The 24,392-nt window shown below is 74.0% G+C and carries 22 protein-coding genes; 13 read left to right on the plus strand and 9 right to left on the minus strand.

The window, feature by feature from the left end:
- The first annotated feature begins 27 nt into the window (after positions 1-27).
- Positions 28-948, plus strand: a complete 921-nt coding sequence (locus ACN28F_RS21940; RefSeq protein WP_289209791.1) for an SDR family NAD(P)-dependent oxidoreductase — start codon at positions 28-30, stop codon at positions 946-948.
- Here the strand turns inward: ACN28F_RS21940 and ACN28F_RS21945 are convergent.
- The 7 genes from ACN28F_RS21945 to ACN28F_RS21975 all read right to left on the minus strand — a co-directional run bounded on the left by ACN28F_RS21945 (position 913) and on the right by ACN28F_RS21975 (position 8,436).
- Positions 913-1,545 carry a hypothetical protein gene (locus ACN28F_RS21945; RefSeq protein ID WP_289209792.1) on the minus strand — a complete coding sequence of 211 codons (633 nt, stop codon included), beginning with the start codon at positions 1,543-1,545 and terminating at the stop codon, positions 913-915. The two genes, ACN28F_RS21940 and ACN28F_RS21945, sit on opposite strands and share 36 nt — an antisense overlap.
- Positions 1,542-2,393, minus strand: coding sequence for a hypothetical protein (locus tag ACN28F_RS21950; RefSeq protein ID WP_289209793.1), 852 nt, complete (start codon positions 2,391-2,393; stop codon positions 1,542-1,544). The genes ACN28F_RS21945 and ACN28F_RS21950 overlap by 4 nt, the downstream gene beginning before the upstream one ends.
- Positions 2,394-2,585: 192 nt before the next feature.
- Entirely contained in the window at positions 2,586-5,249 is a 2,664-nt protein-coding gene (locus ACN28F_RS21955) for a LuxR C-terminal-related transcriptional regulator (protein ID WP_421359508.1), read from the minus strand.
- Positions 5,250-5,341: 92 nt separating this feature from the next.
- Positions 5,342-6,253 (minus strand): oxidoreductase, encoded by a 912-nt coding sequence (locus ACN28F_RS21960; protein WP_289209795.1) that lies wholly within the window; start codon positions 6,251-6,253, stop codon positions 5,342-5,344.
- 2 nt (positions 6,254-6,255) lie between these two features.
- Complete coding sequence (locus tag ACN28F_RS21965; RefSeq protein ID WP_289209796.1) at positions 6,256-6,843, minus strand: TetR/AcrR family transcriptional regulator; 588 nt, start codon at positions 6,841-6,843, stop codon at positions 6,256-6,258.
- Entirely contained in the window at positions 6,840-7,817 is a 978-nt protein-coding gene (locus tag ACN28F_RS21970; RefSeq protein ID WP_421359510.1) for an oxidoreductase, read from the minus strand. The genes ACN28F_RS21965 and ACN28F_RS21970 overlap by 4 nt, the downstream gene beginning before the upstream one ends.
- Before the next feature lie 49 nt (positions 7,818-7,866).
- Positions 7,867-8,436 (minus strand): TetR/AcrR family transcriptional regulator, encoded by a 570-nt coding sequence (locus ACN28F_RS21975; protein ID WP_421359512.1) that lies wholly within the window; start codon positions 8,434-8,436, stop codon positions 7,867-7,869.
- Positions 8,437-8,551: 115 nt separating this feature from the next.
- Here ACN28F_RS21975 and ACN28F_RS21980 point away from each other — a divergent pair, with 115 nt between their 5' ends.
- From ACN28F_RS21980 to ACN28F_RS21995, 4 genes are all read left to right on the plus strand, one after another.
- Positions 8,552-8,953 carry a hypothetical protein gene (locus tag ACN28F_RS21980; protein WP_289209799.1) on the plus strand — a complete coding sequence of 134 codons (402 nt, stop codon included), beginning with the start codon at positions 8,552-8,554 and terminating at the stop codon, positions 8,951-8,953.
- 107 nt (positions 8,954-9,060) lie between these two features.
- The gene (locus ACN28F_RS21985; protein WP_421359514.1) at positions 9,061-9,660 is read left to right on the plus strand and encodes a DM13 domain-containing protein; all 600 of its coding nucleotides are present in this window, start codon (positions 9,061-9,063) and stop codon (positions 9,658-9,660) included.
- An 8-nt stretch (positions 9,661-9,668) separates the two neighbouring features.
- The gene (locus tag ACN28F_RS21990; protein WP_421359516.1) at positions 9,669-10,418 is read left to right on the plus strand and encodes a response regulator transcription factor; all 750 of its coding nucleotides are present in this window, start codon (positions 9,669-9,671) and stop codon (positions 10,416-10,418) included.
- Complete coding sequence (locus ACN28F_RS21995) at positions 10,411-11,511, plus strand: sensor histidine kinase (protein WP_289209801.1); 1,101 nt, start codon at positions 10,411-10,413, stop codon at positions 11,509-11,511. The genes ACN28F_RS21990 and ACN28F_RS21995 overlap by 8 nt, the downstream gene beginning before the upstream one ends.
- Before the next feature lie 68 nt (positions 11,512-11,579).
- Here ACN28F_RS21995 and ACN28F_RS22000 read toward each other — a convergent pair whose 3' ends face one another.
- A complete protein-coding gene (locus ACN28F_RS22000; protein WP_421359518.1) occupies positions 11,580-11,789 on the minus strand; it encodes a hypothetical protein in 210 nt (69 codons plus the stop codon).
- A gap of 130 nt (positions 11,790-11,919) precedes the next feature.
- On the opposite strand from ACN28F_RS22000, the gene ACN28F_RS22005 reads away from it, so the two are divergent.
- The 4 genes from ACN28F_RS22005 (at position 11,920) to ACN28F_RS22020 (ending at position 12,976) form a co-directional block, all read left to right on the plus strand.
- Positions 11,920-12,069 (plus strand): hypothetical protein, encoded by a 150-nt coding sequence (locus ACN28F_RS22005; protein WP_421359520.1) that lies wholly within the window; start codon positions 11,920-11,922, stop codon positions 12,067-12,069.
- A 139-nt stretch (positions 12,070-12,208) separates the two neighbouring features.
- Positions 12,209-12,544, plus strand: coding sequence for a hypothetical protein (locus ACN28F_RS22010; RefSeq protein ID WP_421359522.1), 336 nt, complete (start codon positions 12,209-12,211; stop codon positions 12,542-12,544).
- Positions 12,541-12,675: a hypothetical protein gene (locus tag ACN28F_RS22015; protein ID WP_421359524.1), complete on the plus strand. Its 135-nt coding sequence runs from the start codon at positions 12,541-12,543 to the stop codon at positions 12,673-12,675. The genes ACN28F_RS22010 and ACN28F_RS22015 overlap by 4 nt, the downstream gene beginning before the upstream one ends.
- Positions 12,641-12,976, plus strand: coding sequence for a hypothetical protein (locus tag ACN28F_RS22020; protein WP_421359526.1), 336 nt, complete (start codon positions 12,641-12,643; stop codon positions 12,974-12,976). The genes ACN28F_RS22015 and ACN28F_RS22020 overlap by 35 nt, the downstream gene beginning before the upstream one ends.
- A gap of 193 nt (positions 12,977-13,169) precedes the next feature.
- Here ACN28F_RS22020 and ACN28F_RS22025 read toward each other — a convergent pair whose 3' ends face one another.
- The gene (locus ACN28F_RS22025) at positions 13,170-14,138 is read right to left on the minus strand and encodes an ATP-binding cassette domain-containing protein (protein ID WP_421359528.1); all 969 of its coding nucleotides are present in this window, start codon (positions 14,136-14,138) and stop codon (positions 13,170-13,172) included.
- 185 nt (positions 14,139-14,323) lie between these two features.
- On the opposite strand from ACN28F_RS22025, the gene ACN28F_RS22030 reads away from it, so the two are divergent.
- The 4 genes from ACN28F_RS22030 to ACN28F_RS22045 all read left to right on the plus strand — a co-directional run bounded on the left by ACN28F_RS22030 (position 14,324) and on the right by ACN28F_RS22045 (position 24,303).
- On the plus strand, positions 14,324-15,067 hold the full coding sequence (locus tag ACN28F_RS22030) for a GbsR/MarR family transcriptional regulator (protein ID WP_289209804.1): 744 nt from the start codon (positions 14,324-14,326) through the stop codon (positions 15,065-15,067).
- Positions 15,064-15,906, plus strand: coding sequence for a ThuA domain-containing protein (locus ACN28F_RS22035; RefSeq protein WP_353850521.1), 843 nt, complete (start codon positions 15,064-15,066; stop codon positions 15,904-15,906). Before ACN28F_RS22030 ends, ACN28F_RS22035 begins: the two co-directional genes overlap by 4 nt.
- Positions 15,907-15,988: 82 nt before the next feature.
- The gene (locus ACN28F_RS22040; RefSeq protein ID WP_421359531.1) at positions 15,989-20,629 is read left to right on the plus strand and encodes a hypothetical protein; all 4,641 of its coding nucleotides are present in this window, start codon (positions 15,989-15,991) and stop codon (positions 20,627-20,629) included.
- Between the two features lie 32 nt (positions 20,630-20,661).
- Complete coding sequence (locus tag ACN28F_RS22045) at positions 20,662-24,303, plus strand: hypothetical protein (protein WP_421359533.1); 3,642 nt, start codon at positions 20,662-20,664, stop codon at positions 24,301-24,303.
- The last annotated feature ends 89 nt before the right edge of the window (positions 24,304-24,392 follow it).

Genomic DNA, 24,392 nt, shown 5'->3' on the forward strand with positions numbered 1-24,392 from the left:
GCGGTAGCTAGTACTATTTTTTTAGTCATGACCGAATCAATCAAGCAGGCCCTGGTCACCGGCGGCACCGGCGGGATCGGCCTGGCCACCGCCCACGCACTGGCCGGACACGGCTACGCCGTCACGATCGTCGGCCGCGACCCGCGCCGCGGCGACGCCGCCCGCGACCAGGTCAGCGCCGCCGGCCCCGCCGCTGCCCGATTCATCCGGGCCGACCTGTCGTCGCTGGCAGCCGTGCGCGCCCTGGCCGACGAGATCCGCGCCGCCGGCCCGCTCGACCTGCTGGTCAACAACGTCGGCGGGGTCTACCGCCAGCGCTGGTACACCGCCGACGGCATCGAGGCGACCTTCGCCATGAGTCACCTGACCGGCTACCTGCTCACCGAGCTGCTGGTCGACGACATGATCGCCGCCGGCCAGGGGCGGATCGTCAACCTGACCTCGGGTGCGATCCGGTTCGCCGACCGCACCCCGCTGGACCGGGTCGAGGTCGCCGGGCGCTACTACGGCTTCGCCGCGTACGGGCGGGCGAAGCTCGCCAACCTCGCGTACACGATGGGTCTGGCCGACCGACTCGCCGGCACCGGCGTCACGGTGCTCGCCGCCGACCCGGGGGCCAGCGCCACCGACATGGGCCGGTCGATGCGCGCGGACCTGTTCCCGATGCCGGCCCGGCTGGCCTTCCCGCTGATCTACCTCAACCTGTTCCGGACCAGGCCCGGCGACGCTGCCCGCAGCTCGATCGCCGCCGCCATCGGCGGCCTGCCGGCCGGCGGCTTCCCATCCGGTACGGTGCTCGGCCCGAAGGGCACACCGGTGCGGCCGGACGCCCGCGCCACCGATCCGACGGTGATCCGGGCCGTCACCGCGCTCAGCCAGGCGACCTGCGGATACGCCCGCACCGACAGCCGGTCAGTGGCTGCGGGAAAGGATGCGTTGCCCGAGTAGCGTCACATGGATCAGGTCCGCGGTCTCGTCCGTGCCATCGCCGGTCTTCACGGCGAGCAGCAGGCCGGTGTCGGCGGCGGTGAACGCGGCCGTGACGCCGCCGCGTTTCGCCACGCCGATGCCGACCGTTCCCGGGAAGGTCACCGAGCCGGCGCCCAGGCCGGTCACGCCGTCGCGGGCAGTGAGCTGGTCGATGTAGTCGGCCTGCAGGTTCTCCGGTGGCACCACACTCAACCGGACGAGTTGCCCGGCCGGGTCCTGCCACACGCATTCGGCGAAGCCCGCCCCGTAATCGGTACCGGTCGGCTCGGGTACGCCGTCGCCGAAGACGGTCGCCAGCTCCGGCCGGGTCGGCAGGGTGCACGGGTCGCCGAAGTCCGGCCCGTCGTCCGCGTCACCGCCGACCGGCGCCGAGTTCGCAGTGGAGCCGACCGGTGCCGAGTTCGCAGTGGAGCTGGCCGGCGGTGACGGCCGCTCCCCACCGGCTGGCCCGCTCGCAACACCGGCCGCCGGGTCCGCCGCGTCGGTGCCGCACGCCGTGAGGGACGCCAGCAGGGCAGCGAGCAGACCTGCGGCGAACCCGCGTGCCGGAATCATCGGTCACCTGCCACGAACCGGATGCGCCGCCGGTGCAGCCCGGCGACCAGGGCCAGGCCGGCGGCGACCAGGGCGACACCGCTGACCGCGTACGCGATGCCGGCCGTCCCGGTCACCGGTAGTTCGCCGCCCGCGCCCCCGCCGCCCGGCGTCGCCGCAACGGTCGGCGAGGCCGGCGCGGGTGACGTGGTCACCATGGTCGTCGGAGTCGGGCTCGGTGCGTCGCAGGCCGAAGGACGGGTGTACGTTCCGGCCATCCAGGTCGGAGCGTCGAGGGCGAACGGCCCGGTGATCAGTTCGTACCTGGCGCCGTCCGGCAGCGCGAAGGCCAGCTCGGTGGTGCCGGGCGGGACCGGTGCCAGTGTTTCCCCGACCGGGAACGTCTCGGCCGTGACCAGCAGCAGGTCGTCGACGGACCCGGTGCCCAGGTTGGTCACCGTCAACTCCGGCCCGGCGCACCCGTCGTCGGCGCTGACCTGCAGGACCGGACTGTCGGCGCAGCCGTCCGGAGCCCGGAACGGTACCGGCGGGGTGTCCCGTTCGCCCGCGCGACGGATCACGAAGATGTCGCCGTCTGCCGCACCGTAGCGCCGGAATCCGCTGCCGAGCATGGTGAACTGCTCCACCACCACGTCGTTGCGCAGCACCACGGTGTCGACCGGCTCCACGTCGTCGTCCAGCGGGTCGGATGTCCACCGTACGTCCAGCGCACCGCACACCATCTCCACCGCCAGCTCCGGCGGGACGGCCTGCGCCGGGGAACCGGCACCGAGCACGAGACCGGCGGTGGCGACCGCGACTGCGCCGCCGACGGCGGGCAGCCGTCGGATCAGCTGACGTGAACACATTGCGGTACTACCTCTTCCAGATAAGAGACTGTCAGGCAAACGACCGGGACAGCGGCCCACGCCGGCGGCCGGTCGACGAAGTTGATCGAGCGGAGGACACAGTCCAGCACGGCGGATACCGGCCCGGCGTGAGCGATGGTCTACTCAATTTGCCGGAGCGGGACACTCAGCACGGCCGTCCGGGGTGTCGGCTCACCGGGGGGTGAGCACCGCATGCAGCTCGGCCCGACCGGCGATGCCCAACTTGCCGTACGCACGGTGCAGGTGGTTCTCGACGGTCCGGGTCGACAGGTGCAGTCGAGCGGCGATCTCCCTGGCGGACTCGCCACCGGCGGCTGCGAGCACCACTTCCCGCTCCCGGCTGGTCAGCCCGGCGGTCGGCCCGCCCTGGCGCAGGGCCGGGCTGGTCGGCCGTTCACATCGGGCCAGCTCCCGGTCGGCGAACAGGCGGGCGACGGCCGTCACCCGGCCGTCCCCGCCACCCGCCGCGCCGGCGGCCGCCGCGAGCGTCGCCGCCTCGGCCGCATGCAGCGGCATGTCGTACCCGGCGAACGTTCTTGCGACCCGCAGCAGGACCTCGGCGTCGCGGGTCGCGGCTGCGGTGGCGTAGTCGACCACGGTCCGCCCGAGCACCCACCCGTGCGGTGGCTGATGGTCAGCGAGGAGCCGGACAGCGACAGCGGCACCGCCGAGCCTGATCAGGTCGAGAGCGCCGAGGGTGCCGGCTCCGACAGCTCCGGTCGTCCCGTGCCGCACCACTTCCTGTTCCAACAGCCGCAACGCCCGGTCGGTGTCGCCGGTCAGCGTGGTCAGCCAGGCCCGGCCCCGGGCGAGTTCGATGTCGAACAGACGCACCCCGTGCGGCCCGCCCGGATGTCGGTCCAGGTCCGCGGCCGCCTGTCCGGCGGCCGCCCGGTCGCCGAGCTGGGCGGCGGCCTGCAGCCGCAGCCCGGCCGCCCACCGGCGTACCCCGCGCAGCTGGACATCGTCGGCGACCAGGTACGCCTCGTTCGCCCAGCGGAGCGCGGTCGTCGGCCGCCCGCGCAGTAACGCGATCTTGGCGAGGAAGAACGCCGCCAGGGCCTGACCGACCCGGTCCGGCGGTTGCAGGCTGGTCTGGTACGTCGACTCGGCGGCGGCCTGTGCGCCCGCCACGTCGGGCAGGTCGACCAACAGCGACGCGATGGCGGCCGGGAAGCCGTCCGACTGCACCTGGCCGGGCCCGATGTGTCGGCGCGCCACCGGGACCACGTCCGCCAGCAGTTGTTCGGCTTCGGTGAACCGCCCGGCGAGCAGCAGTCCGCAGCTGGCCGCGCCAGCTGCGGCCAACCGCAGCTCGACCGGCCCGTCGGTGTGGAACAACGTCAGTGCCGGTGCCACGACGGAGCAGTCAAGCTGGTACGCACGCAGATAGAGCCGGACCGCGTCGATCTGCTCGCGGCAGCCCGGATCCGCCGCCGCGACCGCGTCGAGGGCGGCGTGCGCGGCTGCCACGTCGTCGGCGCCGTGGACCAGGATCACCGCCAGTTGTATGGCGATCTGGGTCCGTTCGGCGTCGCCGTGCCCCGCACCGCTGGTCGCCGAACTGCTCAGCGCGGCGCAGCGGCGTACCGCCTCGTCGAGCCGGCCCAGTTGGAACAGTGCGCGTACCGCCGCGAGTCCGGCGGCCACCTCCCCGCCGGCCTGGTACGCCCGCTGGGCGAGCCGCGCCGCCAGCTCGTACTCCCGCAGGTAGGCCGCTTCCCGGGCGGCGGCCAACATCAGGCCGACGTCGACGGTGCCGCCGCCGTCGAGACGCCACAACGCGACCCGCATGACGTCCACGCCGCGCAGTTCCCCGGCAGCTTCGATCGCGTCGGCGAGTTGGCGGCTGTGCCGCAGCCGGGCAAGCTCCGGCGTGCCGGCCCGCAGCAGCTCGGCGTACAACGGGTGGCTGAGCTGGACAACCTGTTGCCCGTCCGTGGTGATGACGGCGACCAGGCCGCGCCGCTCCAGCGTTTCCAGCGTCACCGACCCGGCTACGGCTACAGCAGCCGGCAGCGGCAGATGCTGGCTGAGGGCGAGTAGTTCCAACGCGTCGCGTTCGGCCGGGTCGGCGCCCGTCAGTCGGCTGCCCAGCAGCTCGGTGAGGCGTGGCGTCGCATCCAGCGGCCCGGCCAGCCGCCAGAGGCCGGCCGGACGGTCGAGCAGTCCGGCCTCCCGGGCCGAGGCGATCAACTCACGCAGCAGCAGCGGGTTGCCGGCGGCCGCGTCCCTGAGCCGGCGCAGCGTCCGACCCTCCACCGGACCGCCCAGCACGGCCACCACCAGCGCCTCGGTCTGCGGCGGGCTCAGCGGCGCAAGATCGATTCGGTGTACGCCGGCGTCCTTCCACAGTGCTGTCACCGCCTCCGGTACGGGCTTGTCGGCGCGTACCGTGACCAGTACCGGCACGGTCCCGTCTGCCACCAGCTGGTGTACGACGGCGGCGGAGGCCTCGTCGAGCAGGTGCGCGTCGTCGATGACCAGGACACTTCGAGCCCTGGCTGCTGCTGCCCTGAGCCCGGCCAGCGCGTGCCGCACCGGGGTGGGCGGCGGCAGCGGTGTGGCCGATGCCGGCGGTGGGATCAGGCCGGCGAGTGCGGCCAGCGGCAGGCCGGTGCCCGAACCCGAGGCGTGGGCCCGCAACAGCCGCCAGCCGGCGACGGCCAGACCCGCTGTGACCTCCTGCGAGAGCCGGGACTTGCCGACACCGGCCGACCCGGCGATCAGTGCACCGTGCCTGCCGGCGGGCGGGCCGGTCAATGCGGCCCGGACGGCCCGCAACTCGGCCTGCCGGCCCACCATGGGCGGTTGATCCACCTCCTTGTGACTCATGTCAACAGGCTCGCAGGTGGCGGCCACCGCCGACTACCTGACCGGCCCCGGCAGGTGCGGAACCCGCTGGCCCGGCCGACAGCGTCCGGAGTCTAGGCGGGGGCCGGGAAGCTGACGCCGGTCAGCTGCTCGCTCTCGGTCCACAGGCGGCGCGCGGTGGCGTCGTCGCGGGCGGCCGCGCTGCACCCGACGGCGACCGGCGGTCCGCTGAGCCCCAGCGGCCTGCCCGGCCCCCAGTAGCTGCCGCCGGCGGCGGTCGGGTCGGTCGCGGCCCGCAGCGTCGGCAGCGCACCGTCGTGCGGGGTCATCGCCACCAGCTGGCCGATCCGGGCGGCGACGCTGACCGTGTGCCGGGTCAGCTCGGTCGCGGTCCAGCCCGGGTGGGCGGCGGTGGCCCGCACCGGTGACCCGGCTCCGGTCAACCGGTGCTGCAGCTCCCGGGTGAACAGCAGGTTGGCGAGTTTGCTCTGCCCGTACGCCGCCCACCGCCGGTAACGCCGACGCTGCCAGTTGAGGTCGTCGAAGTCGATCCGGCCGGCCCGGTGGGCACCGCTGGACACGGACACCACCCGGGCACCCGGGCCGGCGGCCAGCAGCAGCGGCAGCAGCCGGCCGGTGAGCGCGAAGTGCCCCAGGTGGTTGATCCCGATCTGCAGTTCGAAGCCCTGCCGGGTGCGCCCCAGCGGCGGAGCCATCACCCCGGCGTTGTTGATCAGCAGGTCGAGCCGGTCGTGCCCGGCCCGGTACGCCTCGGCGAACGCGGCCACCGAGTCGAGGTCGGCCAGGTCCAGCGGGGCGCAGGTCACCGTACCCGGCACCCCGGTGGCCCGGATCCGTTCGGCCGCGCCGGCGGCCCGGTCGGCGTCCCGGCAGGCCAGCGTGACCTGCGCGCCTTTCGCGGCGAGCATCCGGGCGGTCTCGAAGCCGATGCCGGTGTTCGCCCCGGTGACGACGGCGGTCCGGCCGCTGTGGTCGGGGATGTCATCGAATGTCCACTGTGCCATGGTCACTCCTGTTCCACTGCGGTGCCGCCATCGAGGACGATGGTCACGGCGGTGTTCAGACCGGCACGGTACTCGTCGATCGACGACACCTTGTGCTTGAGGCCGAAGGACGTCGCGTGCAGATGGTCGGCCAGATCGCGGGCGGAGAGCCCGACCGACCGCCACCGGTCGGCCGCCCCGCTGTCGGCCAGCACCTGCTCGATCCCGTCGACCAGCCCCGCCTCGATCCGGCCGGCCAGCGGGCAGTTCAGGGTCGCGGCGGCGCTCAACAGCTCCTCGAAGTTGCCGTGCACCGCGGCCCCCACCCCCGGTGCCTGGCAGGCTTCGAACGCCCCGAGGATCCGCTGCCGCACGTCGAGGTCGGTGCGGTCGAAGGCGGCCCGGGTCGCCGTGCACACCGCGCTCACCATCCGCTCCACAGCGGCGACGAACAGCTCTTCCTTGGTCTTGAAGTGCAGGTAGAGCCCCTGCCGCGAGATGTTCGCCGCCCTGGCCAGGTCGTCCATCGAGGTCTTCTTGAACCCGTAGCGGATGAACACGTCGATGGCGGCGTCGGCGATCGCGTCCCGGCGGGCGCTGCCGGAGGTCACGCCGGATGCTCCGCGCGCCCCACCGCCGCGAACGGGTACGTCACGCCGGTCAACCGTTCGCTCTCGGTCCACAGCCGGCGGGCGACGACGGTGTCCCGGGCGCGGGCCGAGGCGCGGGCGGGTGCCGGGGGCCCGTACGTGCCGAATCGTCGGGCCGGCCCCCAGTAGCTGCCGCCGGTGACGGTCGGGTCGGTGGCGGCCCGCAGGCTCGGCAGCGCCCCGTCCGGCGGCTGCATCCGGATCATCCGGTCGATGCGCGACGGGTTGTCGCTGGCGGCGCGGCCCTGGTGGCGGCCGATGTCGGTGGAGGTGAGACCCGGGTGGGCGGCGACCGCCCGGACCGCCGAGCCGGCCTCGGTCAGCCGGTGCTGCAGTTCGAGGGTGAACAGCAGGTTGGCGAGCTTGCTCTGCCCGTACGCCGGCCACGGCCGGTAGCGGCGTTGCCGCCAGTTGAGGTCGTCGAGGTCGATGCCGCCGGTCCAGTGCGCCACGCTGGAGACGGTGACGACCCGCACGGCACCTGCCCGGTCGGCTCCGGACCGGTCGGCGCTTGCGGCCGCGTCGAGCAGCGGCAGCAGCTCACCGGTGAGCGCGAAGTGCCCCAGGTGGTTGGTGCCGAACTGCAGCTCGAAGTCCTGTCGGGTGCGCCCCAGCGGCGGCACCATCACCCCGGCGTTGTTGATCAGCAGGTCGAGCCGGTCGTGTGCGGCCCGGTAGGCGTCGGTGAACGCCCCGACCGAGTCGAGGTCGGCCAGGTCGAGCAGCGCCCCGGTGACCTCGCCGGCCGGTTCCTCGGCGCGGATCCGCTCCAGGGCGGCCGCGCCCTTGCCGGCGTCCCGGTAGGTCAGCGTGACGTGGGCGCCCTTGTGCGCCAGCATCCGGGCGGTGTGGAAGCCGATGCCGGTGTTCGCGCCGGTCACCACGGCGGTCCGGCCGGTCTGGTCGGGGGCGTCGTTGTACGTCCAGTGCGTCATTGCCCACCTGTCTTTGGTTGACTGATGAGACGAGCTTTACTCAATAGCTCTAATCTGTCAACCGCGTCTGATCCCTGAACAGCAGGCGGAGCACCCCGGCGGCAGTGCTCGAGGCGTCCTCGTCGGGGTCGTGCGGTACCGCGCCGGACAACCAGAGAGTGGCGAAGCCGTGCGCGATCGACCAGGCCGCCAGCCAGGCGCTGTCCCGGTCGTCGGCCGGGACGCGGGGGTCGGCGAGGGCGTCGCGCAGCGCCTGGCCGGCCCGCTGGCGGGCGGCGGTCAGTTCGGGCGCGTCGAACTGCAGCAGGCCCGGCTGGAACATCACCTCGAAGTGCCCGCGGTGCTCGACGCCGAACCGGACGTACGCCTGGCCGGCCGCCAGGATGTCGCCGCCGGCCGCGTCCAGCCGGTCGGCGAGCAGGTGCAGGCCCTCGGTGGCGATCGCGGTCAACAGGCCGGTCTTGTCGCCGAAGTGGTGGGTCGGCGCGGCGTGCGAGACGCCGACCCGGCGGGCCAGGTCCCGCAGGCTCAGCGCGGCCGGACCGCTCTCGGCGATCGCCTCGGTCGCGGCGATCAGCAGCGCCCGGCGCAGGTCCCCGTGGTGGTACGGCTGCGGCATCGGCCGAACTCCCATCTTGTCGTTGACAAGATGCTACCCGACATGGCTATCTTGGCAGTGTCAAGATTTGACCGTACGCCCGCGCACCCCGCGCCGACCCCGAGGAGAAGGCCCCATGAGTACGGCCGACAAGTGGCTGACCGTGATCGCACTGGTCAGCGTTCCGACGGTGATGTTCGGCGGCTACTCGCTGATGCGGCTGACCGCCGCCGGCAAACTCAACGACTTCCAGCGCTCCCTGTTCAAGGCCGGCCACGCCCACGCCGGGGTGCTGCTGGTGCTGACCCTGACCGCGCTGACCATCGCCGGCCGCGCCGGGCTGTCCGACCCGTACACCTGGGTGGTCGGCGGGCTGCTCGCCGCCGGCACGATCAGCCAGTCCGGCGGGTTCTTCCTGCACGCCGCGATCGGCCAGCCCGGCAAACGCTCGTTCGGCACCACGCTGACCGTGCTCGGCGCGGCGGAGCTCGCCGTCGCCCTGCTGCTGCTCGCCTGGGGCGTCGCCACCGCGCCGTGAGACAGCCACGCCGCAGGACGCTCGCGCCGTCAGGCGTTCGCTCCGTAAGACTTTCGCAAGGTGCCGACCGTCCCGGGACCGGCGGCGCCGGCCGTAGGCTGACCGGCGTGTGGAAACGCCTCGCAACCAAACCACTGACCTGGGTCCTCGCCGTCGCCCTGCTCGGCGCGGTGGCCTTCGGCGGCTACTGGTTCCAGCCCTGGAAGCTCGTCACCGACGAGGTCGTCGACGAAGCCGTACCGGTGGCCCAGGTGCCGGCTCCGCAGACCACGGAGCCCGACACCGACCCGGCCGACCCGGCCTCGGCCAGTCCCGAGCCGACCAGTTCCGCACCGGCCAGCCCGTCGCCGGCCGGCAACCAGCTGATCGCCGCCGGCGAGTTCGTCACCCACGAGCACGAGACCACCGGCACCGCCCAGCTGATCCGCCTCGCCGACGGCGGACACCAGCTGGTGCTGCGGGACTTCGCCACCTCCAACGGCCCGGACCTGCGGGTCTGGCTCTCCGACCAGCCGGTGATCGACGGCCGCGACGGCTGGTTCGTCTTCGACGACGGTCGGTGGGCCGAGCTCGACCGGCTCAAGGGCAACCGGGGCAACCAGGTGTACGACATCCCCGACGACGTCGACCTGGACGCGTTGACCAGCGTCAGCATCTGGTGCAAGCGGTTCTCGGTGTCGTTCGGCGCCGCCGACCTGAGCGCCTGAGCCAGCCGATGACCACCCCCCTGGCCGCCGGCCCGCCCGCCCGGATCCTCGTCGTGGACGACGACCCCACCGTCTCCGACGTGGTCCGCCGCTATCTCGAACGGGCCGGCTGCCAGGTCGACCAGGCCGCCGACGGGCACACCGCGCTGGCCACGGTCGACCGGCACCGGCCCGACCTGGTGGTCCTGGACCTGATGCTGCCCGGGCTGGACGGGCTCGAGGTGTGCCGACGACTGCACCTGCAGGCCCGCGGCGTACCCGTGATCATGCTGACCGCCCTCGGTGAGGAGGCCGACCGGATCGTCGGCCTGCAGATGGGGGCCGACGACTACGTCACCAAGCCGTTCTCCCCCCGGGAGCTGGTGCTGAGGGTGCAGTCGGTGCTGCGCCGCGCCGGAACGGTGACCGGCCCGGCACCCGCCCCCGTCGCCGCCGACGGGCCCGTGCTGGTCGGCGACGGTGACCTCACCCTCGACGTGCGCCGCCGGGCCGCCTGCCGGGGTGGCACCGACCTGGCGCTGACCGTCCGCGAGTTCGACCTGCTGCTGCACCTGGTCCGCCATCCCGCACGCGCGTTCCGTCGCGACGAGCTGCTCGCCGAGGTGTGGGGCTGGAACTTCGGCGACCAGTCGACGGTCACCGTCCACGTACGACGACTGCGGGAGAAGATCGAACCGGATCCGGCCCGCCCCCGGCGGATCGTCACCGTCTGGGGTGTCGGCTACCGCTACGAACCGGCGGGAGCCGACCATGCCTGACCTGCCCGTCGGTGACATCCTCGCCGTTTTCGGCATCGGGCTGGCCGCGTCCCTGCTGGTCGCCGTGCCCGGCGCGGCCACGCTGCAGGTCCTGCGTCGGCGCAGCATCGTCGTGCACCTCACCATTCTGCTCACCGTCACCGTCCTGGCCGTCCTCGCCGGGGTCGTCGGTGCCGCCCAGGCAATGTTCCTGTCCGCCCACGACCGCGATGTCGTCGTGCTGGTGCTCGTCGCGTCCGGAGTGGTCAGTCTGGCCGTCGGCGGATGGCTCGGTGCCCGGCTGGCCCGCCAGGCGGTCTGGGCCGACCAGCTGCGCCAACGCGAACGCCAGGCCGAGGCGAACCGGCGGGAGCTCGTCGCCTGGGTGTCACACGACCTGCGGACGCCGCTGGCCGGGCTGCGGGCGATGGCCGAGGCACTGGAGGACGGCGTCGTGGCGGACCCGGTCACCACCGCCGAGTACCACCGGCGGATCCGGGTCGAGACCGACCGGATGACCCAACTGGTCGACGACCTGTTCGAGCTGTCCCGGATCAACGCCGGGGCGCTGCGGCTGTCGCTGCGTCCGGTGCCGCTGGCCGACGTCGTCTCCGACGCCCTGGCCTCCGCCGCGCCGCTGGCCCGGCTGCAGGGCATCCGGTTGCGGGCCGCCGAACACGGCTGGCCGGCGGTCGTGGCCAGCGAACCGGAGCTCGCCCGCATCGTCGGCAACCTGCTGCGCAACGCGATCCGGTTCACCCCGTACGACGGGGTGGTGCAGGTCAGCGCGGGCAGCGCGGACGGGTGGGCGTGGCTGGCGGTGGACGACACCTGCGGCGGCATCCCGGAGGCCGACCTGCCGCGGGTGTTCGACGTGGCGTTCCGCGGCGAACCGGCCCGTAGCCCGGCAGCGGTCGGCGCGACGCACGGCCCGGCAACGGTCGGTGCGGTGCGTGGCCCGCTCGGTTCGGCCCGCGCCGAGCCGGTGCCGGCCGGCGGCGGGCTCGGCCTGGCGATCGTCCGGGGTCTCGTCGAGGCACACGGCGGCCGGGTCGAGGTGACCAACGCCGGTCCCGGCTGCCGGTTCCTGGTCCACCTGCCGGCCGCCGGTTGACCAACGGTGGCCGGCCGGCTGCCGGCTGCCGCCTGTTGGCCTGTTGGCCTGTTGGCCAACGGTGCGGCTCAACCGACCGGCAGGTCGCGGCGGCGCAGCCCGACCAGACCGGCGGCGGCGAACCCGGCGGCCAGCAGGACCAGAACGACCAGCGGTACGGCGGACACCTGCCCGCCGGGCAGGGTCGGCAGATGGCTGAACGGGGAGAGGTCGCGCACCGCCGACGGCAGTCGTAGCAGCGCGCCGAACAGGGTCAGCCCGACGGCCACCACCAGCACCGGCCAACCGGGGTGCCAGCCCCACCAGAGCGAGGGCGAGCGCCGCGAGCAGCCACACCGCCGGCAGCTGCACCAGCGCGCCGGCCAGCACCCGGGCCACCTCCCGGCCGGAGTCCGCAGCGACCAGGGCATGCGTCGCCCCCATCGCCAGCCCGGCACCGGCCAGCACCACGACCGGACCGAGCAGGACGAAGATCAGCTGGCCGGCCGCCCAGCGGGTCCGCGACACCGGCGCGGCGAGCACCGGCTCGACCCGCCCGCTGGTCTCCTCGACCCGTAGCCGCCCCACGACGGCGATCGCGTACCCGGCGGCACCCATCCCGAACAGCCCGAGCATCGCGGCCAGGAACAGATCGACCAGCCCGCCGGCCCCGCCGAGCCGGGTGAACAGCTCGCGCAGCGTGGCATTGTCGGTCAACATGTCCCCGACTCCGCCGGCCACCCCACCGAGCACCACCCCGGTGAGTGCGAAGCCGACCGTCCAACCGACGAGCGGGCCCCGGTGCAGTCGCCACGCCAGCGTGACCGGGCCGGTCAACCGGGGTCCGGCCGTGGCCGGACCGCTGCCGGCCGCCAGCAGGCCGGACCCCAGGTCACGGCGGCCGTGCAGCACGGCGGCGACCGCGACCAGCCCGGCGGTCGCGGCGACGACCGGTCCGAGCATCCACCAGGCGTCGTCGGCGTACGGGCGCAGCCGCAGCACCCAGCCGAACGGCGACACTCCGCTCAGCCAGCCCAGCGGACCGCCGGTGTGACCACTGACGTCCCCGGCGACCCGGCCGAGTACGGCGGCCCCGAACGCGGCGACGGCGATGCCCCGGGCAGCCGGGGCGGTGGCGGCGAGCTGGGCGGTGACCGCGCCGACGGCGGCGAACAGCCAGCCTGACGCGGCGAACTGGGCTCCGAGGGCGAGCGACCCGGCGACCGGCAGGCCCTGGCCGGCCAACCCGGCGGCGACCGCGCCGGCGAGCAGCAGGTTGGCGGCGAAGACGACGGTGAGGGCGGCGGCCGGGCCGGCGTACCGGCCGGTCGGGGCGGCGCCGAGCAGCTCGCGCCGGCCGGCCTCCTCCTCGGCGCGGGTGTGCCGCACGACGGTGAGCAGGCTGATCAGCGCCACGATAACCGTGACGATGCTGATCCGCCAGGCGACCAGGCCACCGGGGTCGGCGGTGTGCACCGGACCGTAGAGCGCGACCAGCGCGGCGTTGGCGTTGCTGGTCTGCGCGAAGGCCGACCGGTCGGCGGCGGTGGGGTAGAGGGCGGGAAAGGCGGCGGCGAAGTTCGCCGGCATCACCGACAGCCAGACGATCCACAGTGGCAGGATCAGCCGGTCGCGGCGCAGGATCAGCCGGACCAGTTGGCCGGTGCCGGTCAGCGCGCTCACCGCCGTACCCCGCTGCTCTGGTAGTGCCGCAGGAACAGTTCCTCCAGCGTCGGCGGCTGGCTGACCAGTGTCCGTACGCCGGCCTCGGCGAGCTGGCGCAGCACCGGTGCGAGCGCGTCCGGGTCGACCTCGCACCGCACCCGGTGGCCGTCGACGGTGAGCCCGTGCACCCCGGGTACGCCGCCGAGCCCGGTCGGGTCCGCCCCGGCCGGGCTCAGCCCGGCGTCCGCCCTGGTCGGTCCCGCGTCGGCCGCCTCCGGCAGGGCGCCGATCTCCGGCAGGTCGGCGACGATCGTGGTACGGGTCAGGTGGCGCAGTTCGGTGAGGGTGCCGTTGGCGACGGTCCGTCCATCCCGGACGATGGTGACCCGGTCGCACAGCGCCTCGACCTCGGCGAGGATGTGGCTGGAGAGCAGGACGGTGCGGCCCTGCCGACCCGCCTCGGCGACGCAGTCGCGGAACACCGCCTCCATCAGCGGGTCCAGTCCGGAGGTGGGCTCGTCGAGCAGCAGCAGCTCCACGTCGGCGGCGAGGGCGGCGATCAGCGCCACCTTCTGCCGGTTGCCCTTGGAGTAGGTGCGGCACTTCTTCGTCGGGTCCAGCGCGAAACGTTCCAGCAGGTCGGCGCGGCGGTGCCGGTCGAGGCCGCCGCGCAGCCGGCCGAGCAGGTCGACGACCTCGCCGCCGGTCAGGCCGGGCCAGAGGCTGACGTCGCCCGGGACGTACGCGAGGCGCCGGTGCACCGCGACCGCGTCCCGCCACGGGTCGCCGCCGAGCACCTGCGCCTGCCCGCCGTCGGCGCGCACCAGGCCGAGCAGCACCCGGATGGTGCTGGTCTTGCCGGCCCCGTTCGGCCCGAGGAAGCCGTGCACCTCGCCGGCCGACACGGTCAGGTCGAGCCCGTCGAGCGCGGTACTGCGGCCGTACCGTTTGGTGAGGCCACGGACCCGGATCGTCGTTTCCATATTCAGAAAGCTAAGTTGCGTTTGCTCTTCCGTCAATAAAGAACCTGGTCAACGACACAGAACGCGAGCTCGCGGGCGCAAATCGTTGCAATGACTCTTGCGGCTAATGCAATGGAAGCAGAGGATGAGTTGCAATGGAATGGAACTGAACGCAGTGGAGGGCGGGGCGGATGCCCGGAGGACGGTTGACCTATCAGGACCGGCAGCACATCGAGCAGGCTCTTGCCGACGGCGCCGGCTACGCCGAGATCGCCCGGCGACTGGGGCGGCCCACCTCCACCGTCAGCCGCGAGGTGGCCCGCAACGGCGGGTCCCGCGGCTACCGGGCCCTCGCGGCCAACCGGGCCACCGCGCACCGGGCCCGCCGGACCGGCCCGGTCGCCCGGCCGCCGGTCGAGCAGACCACCGGGTACGGCCGGGACCCGGCCGCCGTGGCCGCCTTCGAGCAGCGGTTCGTCGCGATGATGGTCGAGTCCGGCTTCCCCCGGATGACCGCCCGGGTGCTGGTCAGCCTCTTCGTCAGCGACAGCGGCGCGCTCACCGCCGCCGACCTGGTCGCCCGCCTGCGGGTGAGCCCGGCATCGATCTCGAAGTCGATCGCGTTCCTGGAACGGATCGGTTTCGTCGCCCGGCAGCGCACCCCCGGCCACCGCCGCGACCGGTACGCCGTCGACGACGGCCTCTGGTACCGGGCCTGGTCGCTACGGGTACACGTCTTTCGGACCTGGGCGGACGCGGCGGCCGAAGGCGCCGGGGTGCTCGGCCCGCAGACTCCCGCCGGTGACCGGCTGCAGCTGATGGGCGAGTTCTTCGGCCTGGTCGTCCGGGACGTCGAGCGGATCACCGCCGAGTGGCAGGCGTTCCTGTCCGCCCGTGGCCAGCCGTTGCCGCCGCCGGCCGCCGCACCCGTCCCGGAGGCGGCCCGGTGACCGCGTGGAGGCCGTCTGCCGTCACCCGTCGCGGGGTCGGCGCCGGTCTGCTCGGCTGCCTCGCGGCGTTGATGATGCTCGGCTGCACCGGGCCGGCCGGCGGCCCGAGCGACCCGCCGACGTCAACCGGCCCGGCCCCGACGGCGACGAACGCCGCGTACCGGGTGCTGGTCTACAGCCGGACCACCGGGTACCGGCACGAGTCGATCCCGGCCGGGATCGCCGCTGTCGGCGCGCTCGGCGCGGCGCACGGCTTCGCTGTCGACGCCACCGAGGACCCGGCCGCCTTCACCCCGGACAATCTGCGCGGCTACGCCGCCGTCGTCTTCCTCAACACCAGCGGCGACGTACTCGACGACGCCGGCCGGGCCGCGTTCGAGGGCTACATCGGTGCCGGTGGCGGATTCGTCGGGGTGCACGCGGCCGCCGACACCGAACACCAGTGGCCGTTCTACGGTGAACTCGTCGGCGCCTACTTCGCCCGGCACCCGCCGGTGCAGCCGGCCACCGTCGAGGTCGTCGACCGGACCCACCCGGCCACCGCGCACCTGCCGGCCCGCTGGGAGCGTACCGACGAGTGGTACGACTACCAGGCCGACCCGACCGGCGCGCGGATTCTCGCGGTGCTCGACGAGACCAGCTACACCGGCGCCGGTACGGGGACCGCGCACCCACACGCCTGGTGCCGGTCGTACGCCGGCGGCCGCGCCTTCTACACCGGCGGCGGCCACACCGTCGAGGCGTACGCCGAGCCGGCCTTCCGCGCCCACCTGCTCGGCGCCATCCGGTACGCCGCAGGTCAGCTGCCCGCCGACTGCAGTCCGGCGGACTATCCATGATCTGATTGAACACGGAGTGTGATCTGGCGCACGCTGCATACCGGCCACGTCCGACAGCAGCAGCCTCCCCGAGGAGCAGCGCGTGTCAGAGCCATTCCGTACCGCCCTGCACCATCTCGCGGCGTCGGTCGCCGCCCGGTCCGCCGCGCAACTACCCCGGGACGCCCGGCTGGTGCACCGCCGCGACGAACGTGAACAACTCCTCGCCGGCAGCTTCGTCGACAGCCTCACCGGGCTGGCGCCGGCCCGCCGGGTCGGCCCGCTGCGTACCCCCGGCGGCGTCGACGTCTGGTACGAGGCGTTCGTCGCCGCCCGCCGGCTGCAGGTGCGCGAGGCCGGTGCCACCGCACCCGCGTTCGTGGTAACCCAGGCCCGGCCGCCGGTCGTGGGGCGGACCGGCACCGTCGTGGAGATCGAAGCCGGCACCGTCTGGATCCGGGGCGACCTGTTCGGCGGCCTGCCGGCCGGCGCGTACGCCGGCCTGCGGGTCACCGGCGGGACCCTGACGCTGGGCACCGCGACGGTGCACGGCGACGTCATCGAGGTGCCGGCGCCACTGAGCGCCGTGCTACGGCTCGACCCGGCCCCTGACCCGCCGCCGACCGGTGCGGCGGACGGCTGCCGCGGCGCCGAGGCCGGCACCGCGCTGCCCGCGTCGGTGACCTTCCGGTTCCGGGCCGGCGCGGTCGAGATCGTCGGCGACCCCGGTGCGGCCAAGGCCTGGCGGCAGGAGTTCCGGTTCGGTCCGGCCACCGGGCGCACCACGTTCGTCGAGCGGCTCTGGACCCTGGTGCTCGGCTACGTCGTCGAGCCGACCACGGTGGACGGTACGCCGATCGGTGCCGACCCGGCCGGCGACCCGTTGATCGGCGTCACCGGCACCGGCACGGTCCGCGACGCCGGGCTCGGCCTGCCGGTGGTGGCTGCCACCGACCCGGCGATCCTCGGCGAGGCGTCGACCGCGGCGACCTGGCTGCTGCAGGTCACCGGGCTGGCTGCCCGCTGGTACGCCCCGGACCTGCGCGAGCACCCGCTGGGCGACGCGTGGATCGTGATCGCCGCGTCCGGCGCGACGGTGCTCGCCGACCCGGTCGCCCCGTTGGCGCCGCCGGTCGCCCATGACATCCAGTTGTGGGCGATCGCCGGCGGCGGCGGGCACCGGCTGCCCTGGCGACAGCGCTACGCCGCACCGTTCTGGCTGTTCTACCGCTGCGACGCCGTCGACGGTGAATACCTGATGGTCACCGGGCACAGCGAGGTGGCCCTGGACCGGCCGGTGACCACCGCCGGGCAGCCGGTGCCGACCCTGACCGACGCCGGCACCCTGCTTCTGCACCGCCACGGCGGCGGGACCACCGCCCTGCTCGGCGCGGCGATCCCGGCCAACGCCCGACGCCACCATCAGTTCGCGTTGCGCAACGTGCTGCTGTGGACGACCGTACCGGCGTTCGTCTACGTCCGGGGAGCCCTCGCGGGGCCGGCCGGGCCGAGCGCCGACGGGCCGCTGCTGATCGACACCGGCAGCGCCCAACTGGCGTTCGGCCTGCACGGCTGGGCACCGACGCTGCCCGACCCGTACGTGTCCAACGGCGCCCTGACCGCGCCCCGGATCGGCCGGGAACCGCCACCGGCGGCGCTGGTCTGCCGGATCGACTGGACCACGCCGGACGACGTGACCGTGGCCTTCGACGGTCCACTCGGACCGGCGGTGGCCGTCACCGGCCGCCCGGCCTCACCGGGCACACCGCAGCCGCCGCCGAAATCCTCCGGTCCCGATATCGGGCCCAGCCAGGTCGAGCAGGGCAGCGTCGGTCTGGACAAGTCGACCGGTGCGCAGTGGGACGCCGCCCGCCGGCTGGAGCTCGAACTGCGCGGCCAGCGGATCCAGGCCGCCGCCCGGTCCGACGCCACCTCCACCTCGATGGTCGACGGCTACCTGGCCGAAGTGGTCGGACGGGTGCCGAACCTGCTGCTGCTGGACGTCTCCACCAACCAGGACCTGCTCGGCGTCGGGCTCGGCGTCGGTCCGAACCACCCCGACACCCACTACACCGTCGCCGGCCTGGCCAGCCAGGCCGAGGTCGGTGCGCTGCGGGTGACGGCACTGCCCCAGGTGCAGTGGGAACCGGTCCGCACCCTGGACACCGACCAGGACATCATGACCCTCGGCTGGTTCCCCACCCCGCTCGCCTCGGCCACCGACGGTGGGGCCACCTCACTCGGCGCCCGGTCGCAGCGGCTCGTCCCGGTGGTGCCCGCCGACGCGGTCGACGGCACCCTGGACGCCTTCGGCGACGGTACGCCGGTCGGGGTGCGCACCACGTTCCCGTTCGGCCTGATCGCGGCGGTGCTGGTGCAGCCGCACGGCAGTGGGCCGCGCCCGGCCGACCTGCTCGGGCTGACCCGCCCCGAGTTCGGTGACGCCCGGGGCGGCATCCAGATCACCGCGCGGGCCGAAGGCGGCCGGCCCGACGGCGGCGGTGTGTCGGCGACCTTCGCCGGCCGGATGCGACAGCTGATCAACGGCGTGGACCTGCCCAGCGGTGCCCCGCTGGGGCTGTCGGTGCTCGGTGCCACCGCCGACCCGGGCGGCAGCGTCGAGACCGTCTTCAACACCGACATGGCCACCGACCCCCGGGTGCCGGTGACCCGGATCGACCTGTCCGGCTACGGCGGTTCGAACTTCAGCGACTGGAACAACCCGTTCGCCGCGTTCGCCGAGGCCGCCAAGGTGCAGTTCCGGGTGATGATCGGCCGGACCGCGCTGGAGGTCGTCAAGGTCAACAGCGTGCTGCACCCGTGGGGCATCCGGGTGACCCGCTCGGTCACCGTGGAACGCCGCCCCGGCGGCGGGGTGATCCGCCGCGACAGCGGCTGGCAGCCGTTCACCCCCGGCCTGTTCGACTACCGCTACCGCGACGCGGGGGCGGTCACCGTCGCCCCGTACACCTTCGACGCCGGAGTGTTCCGGGGCCTGTTCGGGGTGCGCAACATCCGACCGGCACCGGGTGCCGAGTTCGGCCACGGCGGCGCGCGGCTGGTGCCGTACCACTTCGACGCGGACCTCGCCCTCGACGGCGCCGCCACGACGACGCCGGCGCTCGGGGTGCTCGGCTGGCTGCAGGTCGCGCCCAGCGGGGTACCGGCCGGGCCGGACGCGCTGCGGGCACTGATCGAGGCGCAGGGGCCGGTCGGCGGGCCGGTCGACACCGTAGTCGACGTCGGCGGCAGCGGCCTGCCGATGCGCGCCCAACGGATCGAGGTCGGCCTCGCCGACGACGCCGGCACCCCGGTGTTCGTGGCGACCCTGCGCGGCACCCCGCAGCTGCCGACGACCGGCTCCTGGTCGATGGCGGTCCGCCCGGTCGCCACCGCGCCGCCCGGCGGCGGCGAGGCGACCGGAGTCGCCGACACCCGGGGTACGCCGTTGATCCGCCGCTACCCGGTCGCCTACCCGGCCGACGAGACGCCGATCGGCGTACCGCCACTGGCCGGCACACCGGGGGAGTACCGGTTCGCCGACGCCGCCGACCTGCTGCGCCCGACCGACCCGGCCACCGAGTACGCCTTCGTGCAGTCGACCCCGACCCACGCGTTCCTGTTCCCCCGCCCGGTGGTGCCGGCACCCGGGGTGCCGCGCATCGAGTCGCGGCACCGGCCCGCGCTGGCCGACATCCTGGCCCGGTCGACCTCCAAGGGGGCGTTCCCGCCGCCGCCGAACACCCTGGAGACCGCCCCCGGCACACTGCACCTGGACGTCGGACCGGCCGGCACCCTGGCGTTCAGCAACCCGTTGACCTTCACCAACCCGCCGACCGCGCTGCAACTGGCCGGCACCCCCGGACACGGCTCGGCGCTGCGCTACGACGGCGCGACGCTGCGGCTGGAGGTCACCGGGGACCGCTGGTCGGCCGACTTCACCGGGCTGCGGATCTGGACCGACGTGGCCGGCCTGGCCGAACTGACCGGATCCGAGCTGCACATCGTCGGCGGCACCGACCAGCGGCCGCAGGTCGCCCAGCTGCGGTCGCTGCTGCTCGCCGAGATCGAACAGATCCTGCAGTACCTGCCGTTCGTCGCCGACCGGGGGGTGCAGGGCCCGATCGACCTGGCGGCGGCCAACGCCAAGCACGAGCTGAAGTTCGAGACGAAGCTGAAGGTCGACCTGCCGGACACGATCGTCCCGCTCGGCGACTACTTCAAGCTCAGCCTGGCGGTGGCGCTCAGCGCCGGGGTCAGCCTCACCGACGGCAAGGCCAAGGGGGCGGCCAGCCTCGGGATCGGCCTCGAAGGCAAGATCCCGGTGCTGTCGGTCGGCGTCGCGAAGGTCTTCATCATCGTCTCCGGCAGCATCACCTTCTCCATCGCCCTCGTCTCCGGCACGGTCACCAGCGAGAAGCTCGAACTGGTCGCGTTCGCCGGCGTCGGGGTGCAGGGCCAGATCGGCCCGTTCAAGGCGTACGCGTTCCTCGGCATCGGCTTCGTGCTCGTCTACGACGCGATCGCCGGCCAGACCAAGTACGGCGGACTGGTCGCGCTGGAAGCCGGGGTGGACCTCAAGGTCGTCAAGGTCAAGATCCGGGCCGAGCTCAAGGGCCTGGTGTACGACGACGCCGGCACCACCAAGTGCGACTACTCCGGCTCCGTGAAGATCCAGGTCGATCTCTTCCTGATCATCTCCATCAGCGCGTCCTACCAGGTCACCGAGACCGCGACCCTGTGAGCCAAGGGTCGGGTCGGCGAAGGAGTCGGACAATGGCAACCCCGCACAAACTCACCCTGGTGCCGTACCTGCGGCGCTGGGACCACACCGGCCGCACCCTCACCGTACGGCTGCTGGTCGCCCCGGCCACCGACCCGCTCGCGCCTCTGCTGCCCGCCCCGGCCGGGGTGCCGGCCTTCGCCGACGCCCACCTCGCCTTCGCGGTGTCCATCTCGGACGCCGTCGGAGCGCTGCCGCAGCGGGACCGGGTCGACCAGACCGTCGCGCTGCCCGCCGCACCGGCGACCCGGCACGCCCCGCACGCCCGGCCCATCTTCACCGCCATCGGCGCCGCGCTGGAGATCCCGGCCGGACCGGCCGGTGACACGTTCGCCCCGCAGGGCCGCGACACCACCCGGCAACTGCGCAAGTACCTGCCGGGCAGCTACCGCCGGTCGTTCGGGTTCGTCCGCCCACGTACCCCGCTCGCCGTCACCGACGCCAGCTACCACTGCCTGATGAAGTGCCCGCCGGACGCGGCACCGCCGGCACCGCCGATGGTGATCGGCTGGGGCGAGGCGATCGCCTACGCGCTGCGCCGCCCCCGGCTCGCCGAAGCCCTCGGCCTGGTCGTCACGCTCGACGTACCGGTCGACGCCGATCCGCGACTGGCCGCCGGCGGCTGGCTCTGGGTCGACCTGGCCGACCACAGCGACTACGCCGACGCCGTCACCGCCGACCCGACGCTGCTGCGCGCCTTCGCCACCCGGGTGCCGCCGCTGCCGGCCGACGGCACCCGGCCCATCTTCACCCCGGTGACGTTCCCGGTCAGCGCCGACGCCACCGAGTCCGCCACCCTCGGCAACTACGACAAGGTCTTCGCCGAGGCGCTGCGCTTCGACGACGGCTTCGCCAAGATCGTGCACGCCCGGCAGCCGGTCAGCGCCGACCTGCTCGACGAATCCGGCGACGGCGCGCCGATCGCCCGCGACGAAGGCGTCCAGCTCGGCTGGGACGACGAGGACATCCTCGAAGGCCAGAACCGGGCGCTCGGCGCCCCACCCGACGGCGAGGACCCGGTGCTCGCCCCCCGGGGCGTGCTCGGCTACCGGGTCGACGTACGCCCGGCCGGCGGCACCGACTGGACGTCGCTGTCGTTCGTCGACGCGCCGCTGACCATCGGCGTCGACCTCGGGACGGCCCGCGAGGAACGCTGGAGCGAGGTCGCCCCGGCCGAACACAGCGGCCAACTGTGGCTGCCCGCCTGGTTCGTCCGCTGGCGCGGCGGTTCCCTCGTCGTCGACACCGACGACGAGCAGCGCCTGATGGAGGTGGCACCCGGCCCGCCGGAGGAGGCGGTGCCGGTCGACGCCGACACCGTGACGCCGCGCTACGGCCAGTCGTACGAGTTCCGGGTCCGCCTCGCCGACACCACCGGCGGCGGACCGCCGGTCGACGCCGCGCCGAGCGGCGTCGGCGAGGCCCCGACCGCGCTGCTGCACCTGCGCCGGCACCGGCCGCCGGCCCGGCTCAGCTACGAGCCGTACGCCCCGGAACCGGACGGAACCCTCGCGGCGCTGCGGGTGCACCGCCCGCGTCTGGGCTACCCCGAAGCGGTGTACGCCGCCGGCCCGGCGGCCCGCGCCGACCTGCTCGCCCAGATCGCCGCCAACGACGCCGCCCCGCCGGAGGCGGTGACCGTGCCCGGCATCGCCGACCCGGACGCCGTACTGCTGCAGGTGCGAGTGCTGCTGAAAGCGCCGGCCTTCGACCCGGCCGCCGACGCCGACGGGTACGCCGAGTGGTACACCACCACCCGGCTGTTCCCCGACGACCCGGCGTCGGCGTACGACCTCGAACTTTCCTGGGTGGACGCCGGCGACTACCGGTCGGTCGACGTCACCGACCAGCTCGGCCCGGACGGGCTGGTCGACGGCCCGGTCACCGTCGTCACCGGGCGGGACCTGCGGCTGGAGGTCCGGGCCCTCGGCCGCGACGACCTCGGCTACTTCGGCAGCGACGCCGCCCGGCACGGGCCGGTCGACCGGATCGACCTGCACGGACTGGCCGACCCGGCGGCCGACGCCGACCTGCTGCGCCCACTGCCGCCGGCGGACACCCTGCGCTCGGTGTTCCTGCGCCCCGACCCGGCCGGTGCCCCGCCGGCGGCCCACGCCGTCGCCGCCCAGGCCGCCCCGACCCCGGCCCTGCTCGGCCGGCTGGCCGGCGCGCTCGGCCTGGTCGCCGACGGCCCGACCCTGCTCGGCGTGCCGGGGGAGCGGGTGGTGTTCGGCTGCGCCGGGCTCGGCCACCACCTTGCCCCGGACGGTGGCAGCGTCGAGTTCACCGACCCGACCGCACTCGCCGGGCAGTGGCTCAACGCGGTGACCCTGGTGATCGACCGGGACTGGACCTGGCGCGGTGCCGGCTCGCCGACGGTGACCCTGACCCGCACCGTACGGCTGCCGGACGTCCCCGGTTCTCCGGACCAGGTCACCGAGGTCGGCGTGCTCGAACTGGTCGGATCGGTGAACGTGCAGGCCACCCGGGGCACACCCGACCGGGGCCACGTACGGATGATCTTCCTGGACGCGTTGGCCGCACCGCCGGGCCCCGACGGGCTGCCGTACGAGCCGCAGGTCGAGTACCAGCTGGCGGTGCGCCTGGAAACCGGCGACGTGGTGCGACAGGCGATCTCGTCGACCCTGCCGATCGTCACCCCGCCCCGGCAGGTGCCCCGGGTCGTCGCCGCCGGTGTCGCCCTCACCCCGTACGGTACCGACGCGGCGTACGCGACGACCACGCCCCGGATCCGGCGGCTGTGGCTGGAGTTCGCCGAGCCGCTGGCCGACCCGCGCGACGCCTACTTCGTCCGGCCGCTGACCGTCACTCCGGACCCGATGCTGCTGCCCGGCACCGAACCGGTGGCCGACCCGGCCACCGTGCCGACGCTGCCGCTGGACCCGGAGACCGTCCGGGTGATCACCCCGGGCCAGGTCCAGGACCTCGCCGGGTACGCGACCATGCAGCGGATGGAGCCGGCCGCCGACAGCGACCGGCACTTCCTGGTGCCGTTGCCGCCGAACACCGACCCCGGCTCGCCGGAGCTGTTCTCGTTCTACACCTACGAGATCCGGGTCGGTCACGACCGTGGGCCGGCCGACGATCCACTCTGGTCCACCGCGCAGGGCCGGTACGGCGAACCGCTGACGCTGGAAGGCGTGGCTCACCCGGCACCGGAGCTGGCGGCCACGGTGCTCGCCGAGCCGGACGGGGCGGTCCGGGTGCGGGCCCCGTACGCCACCCCGTACGTCGGACTGCGCCGGGCGCTGCCGTCACCGCCGAACACCCGGCTGTGGGCGGTGCTGTACGCACGGGTGGTGCAGGCCGACGCGAGCACCCGGCGCAACGTGCAGATCGGCCTGCGCCAGCTGACGATCCCGCGACGCCGGGTCGAGCTCCGCTCGGTGCCGCTGCCGGTGGAGGGGGAGACCGCCTGGTCCGGCGCGGAGGTGCGGGCCGCGTTGGCAGCCGCCGGGCTGCCGGCCGGGCTGCCGGTCAGCACCCTCGTCGTCGAGGTGCTGCCGGAGCCGAACGGCAGTTTCGCCGACCCGCTCGGCGGTGACCTCGGCCAGGTGCGGATTCTGCGGACGTCGCCGCTGTCCGCCGTCGAGCGTGACTGCTGCGTGTCCTGACCCCGTCGACCCCGCTGACCCCGTCGACCCCGTCGACCCCGCCGGCCGGTGGTCGGCGGTCGGGCGGATGGTCGTGGTGGTCGGCGGCG

Source organism: Solwaraspora sp. WMMA2101, assembly GCF_049179175.1.
Taxonomy (GTDB): domain Bacteria; phylum Actinomycetota; class Actinomycetes; order Mycobacteriales; family Micromonosporaceae; genus Micromonospora_E.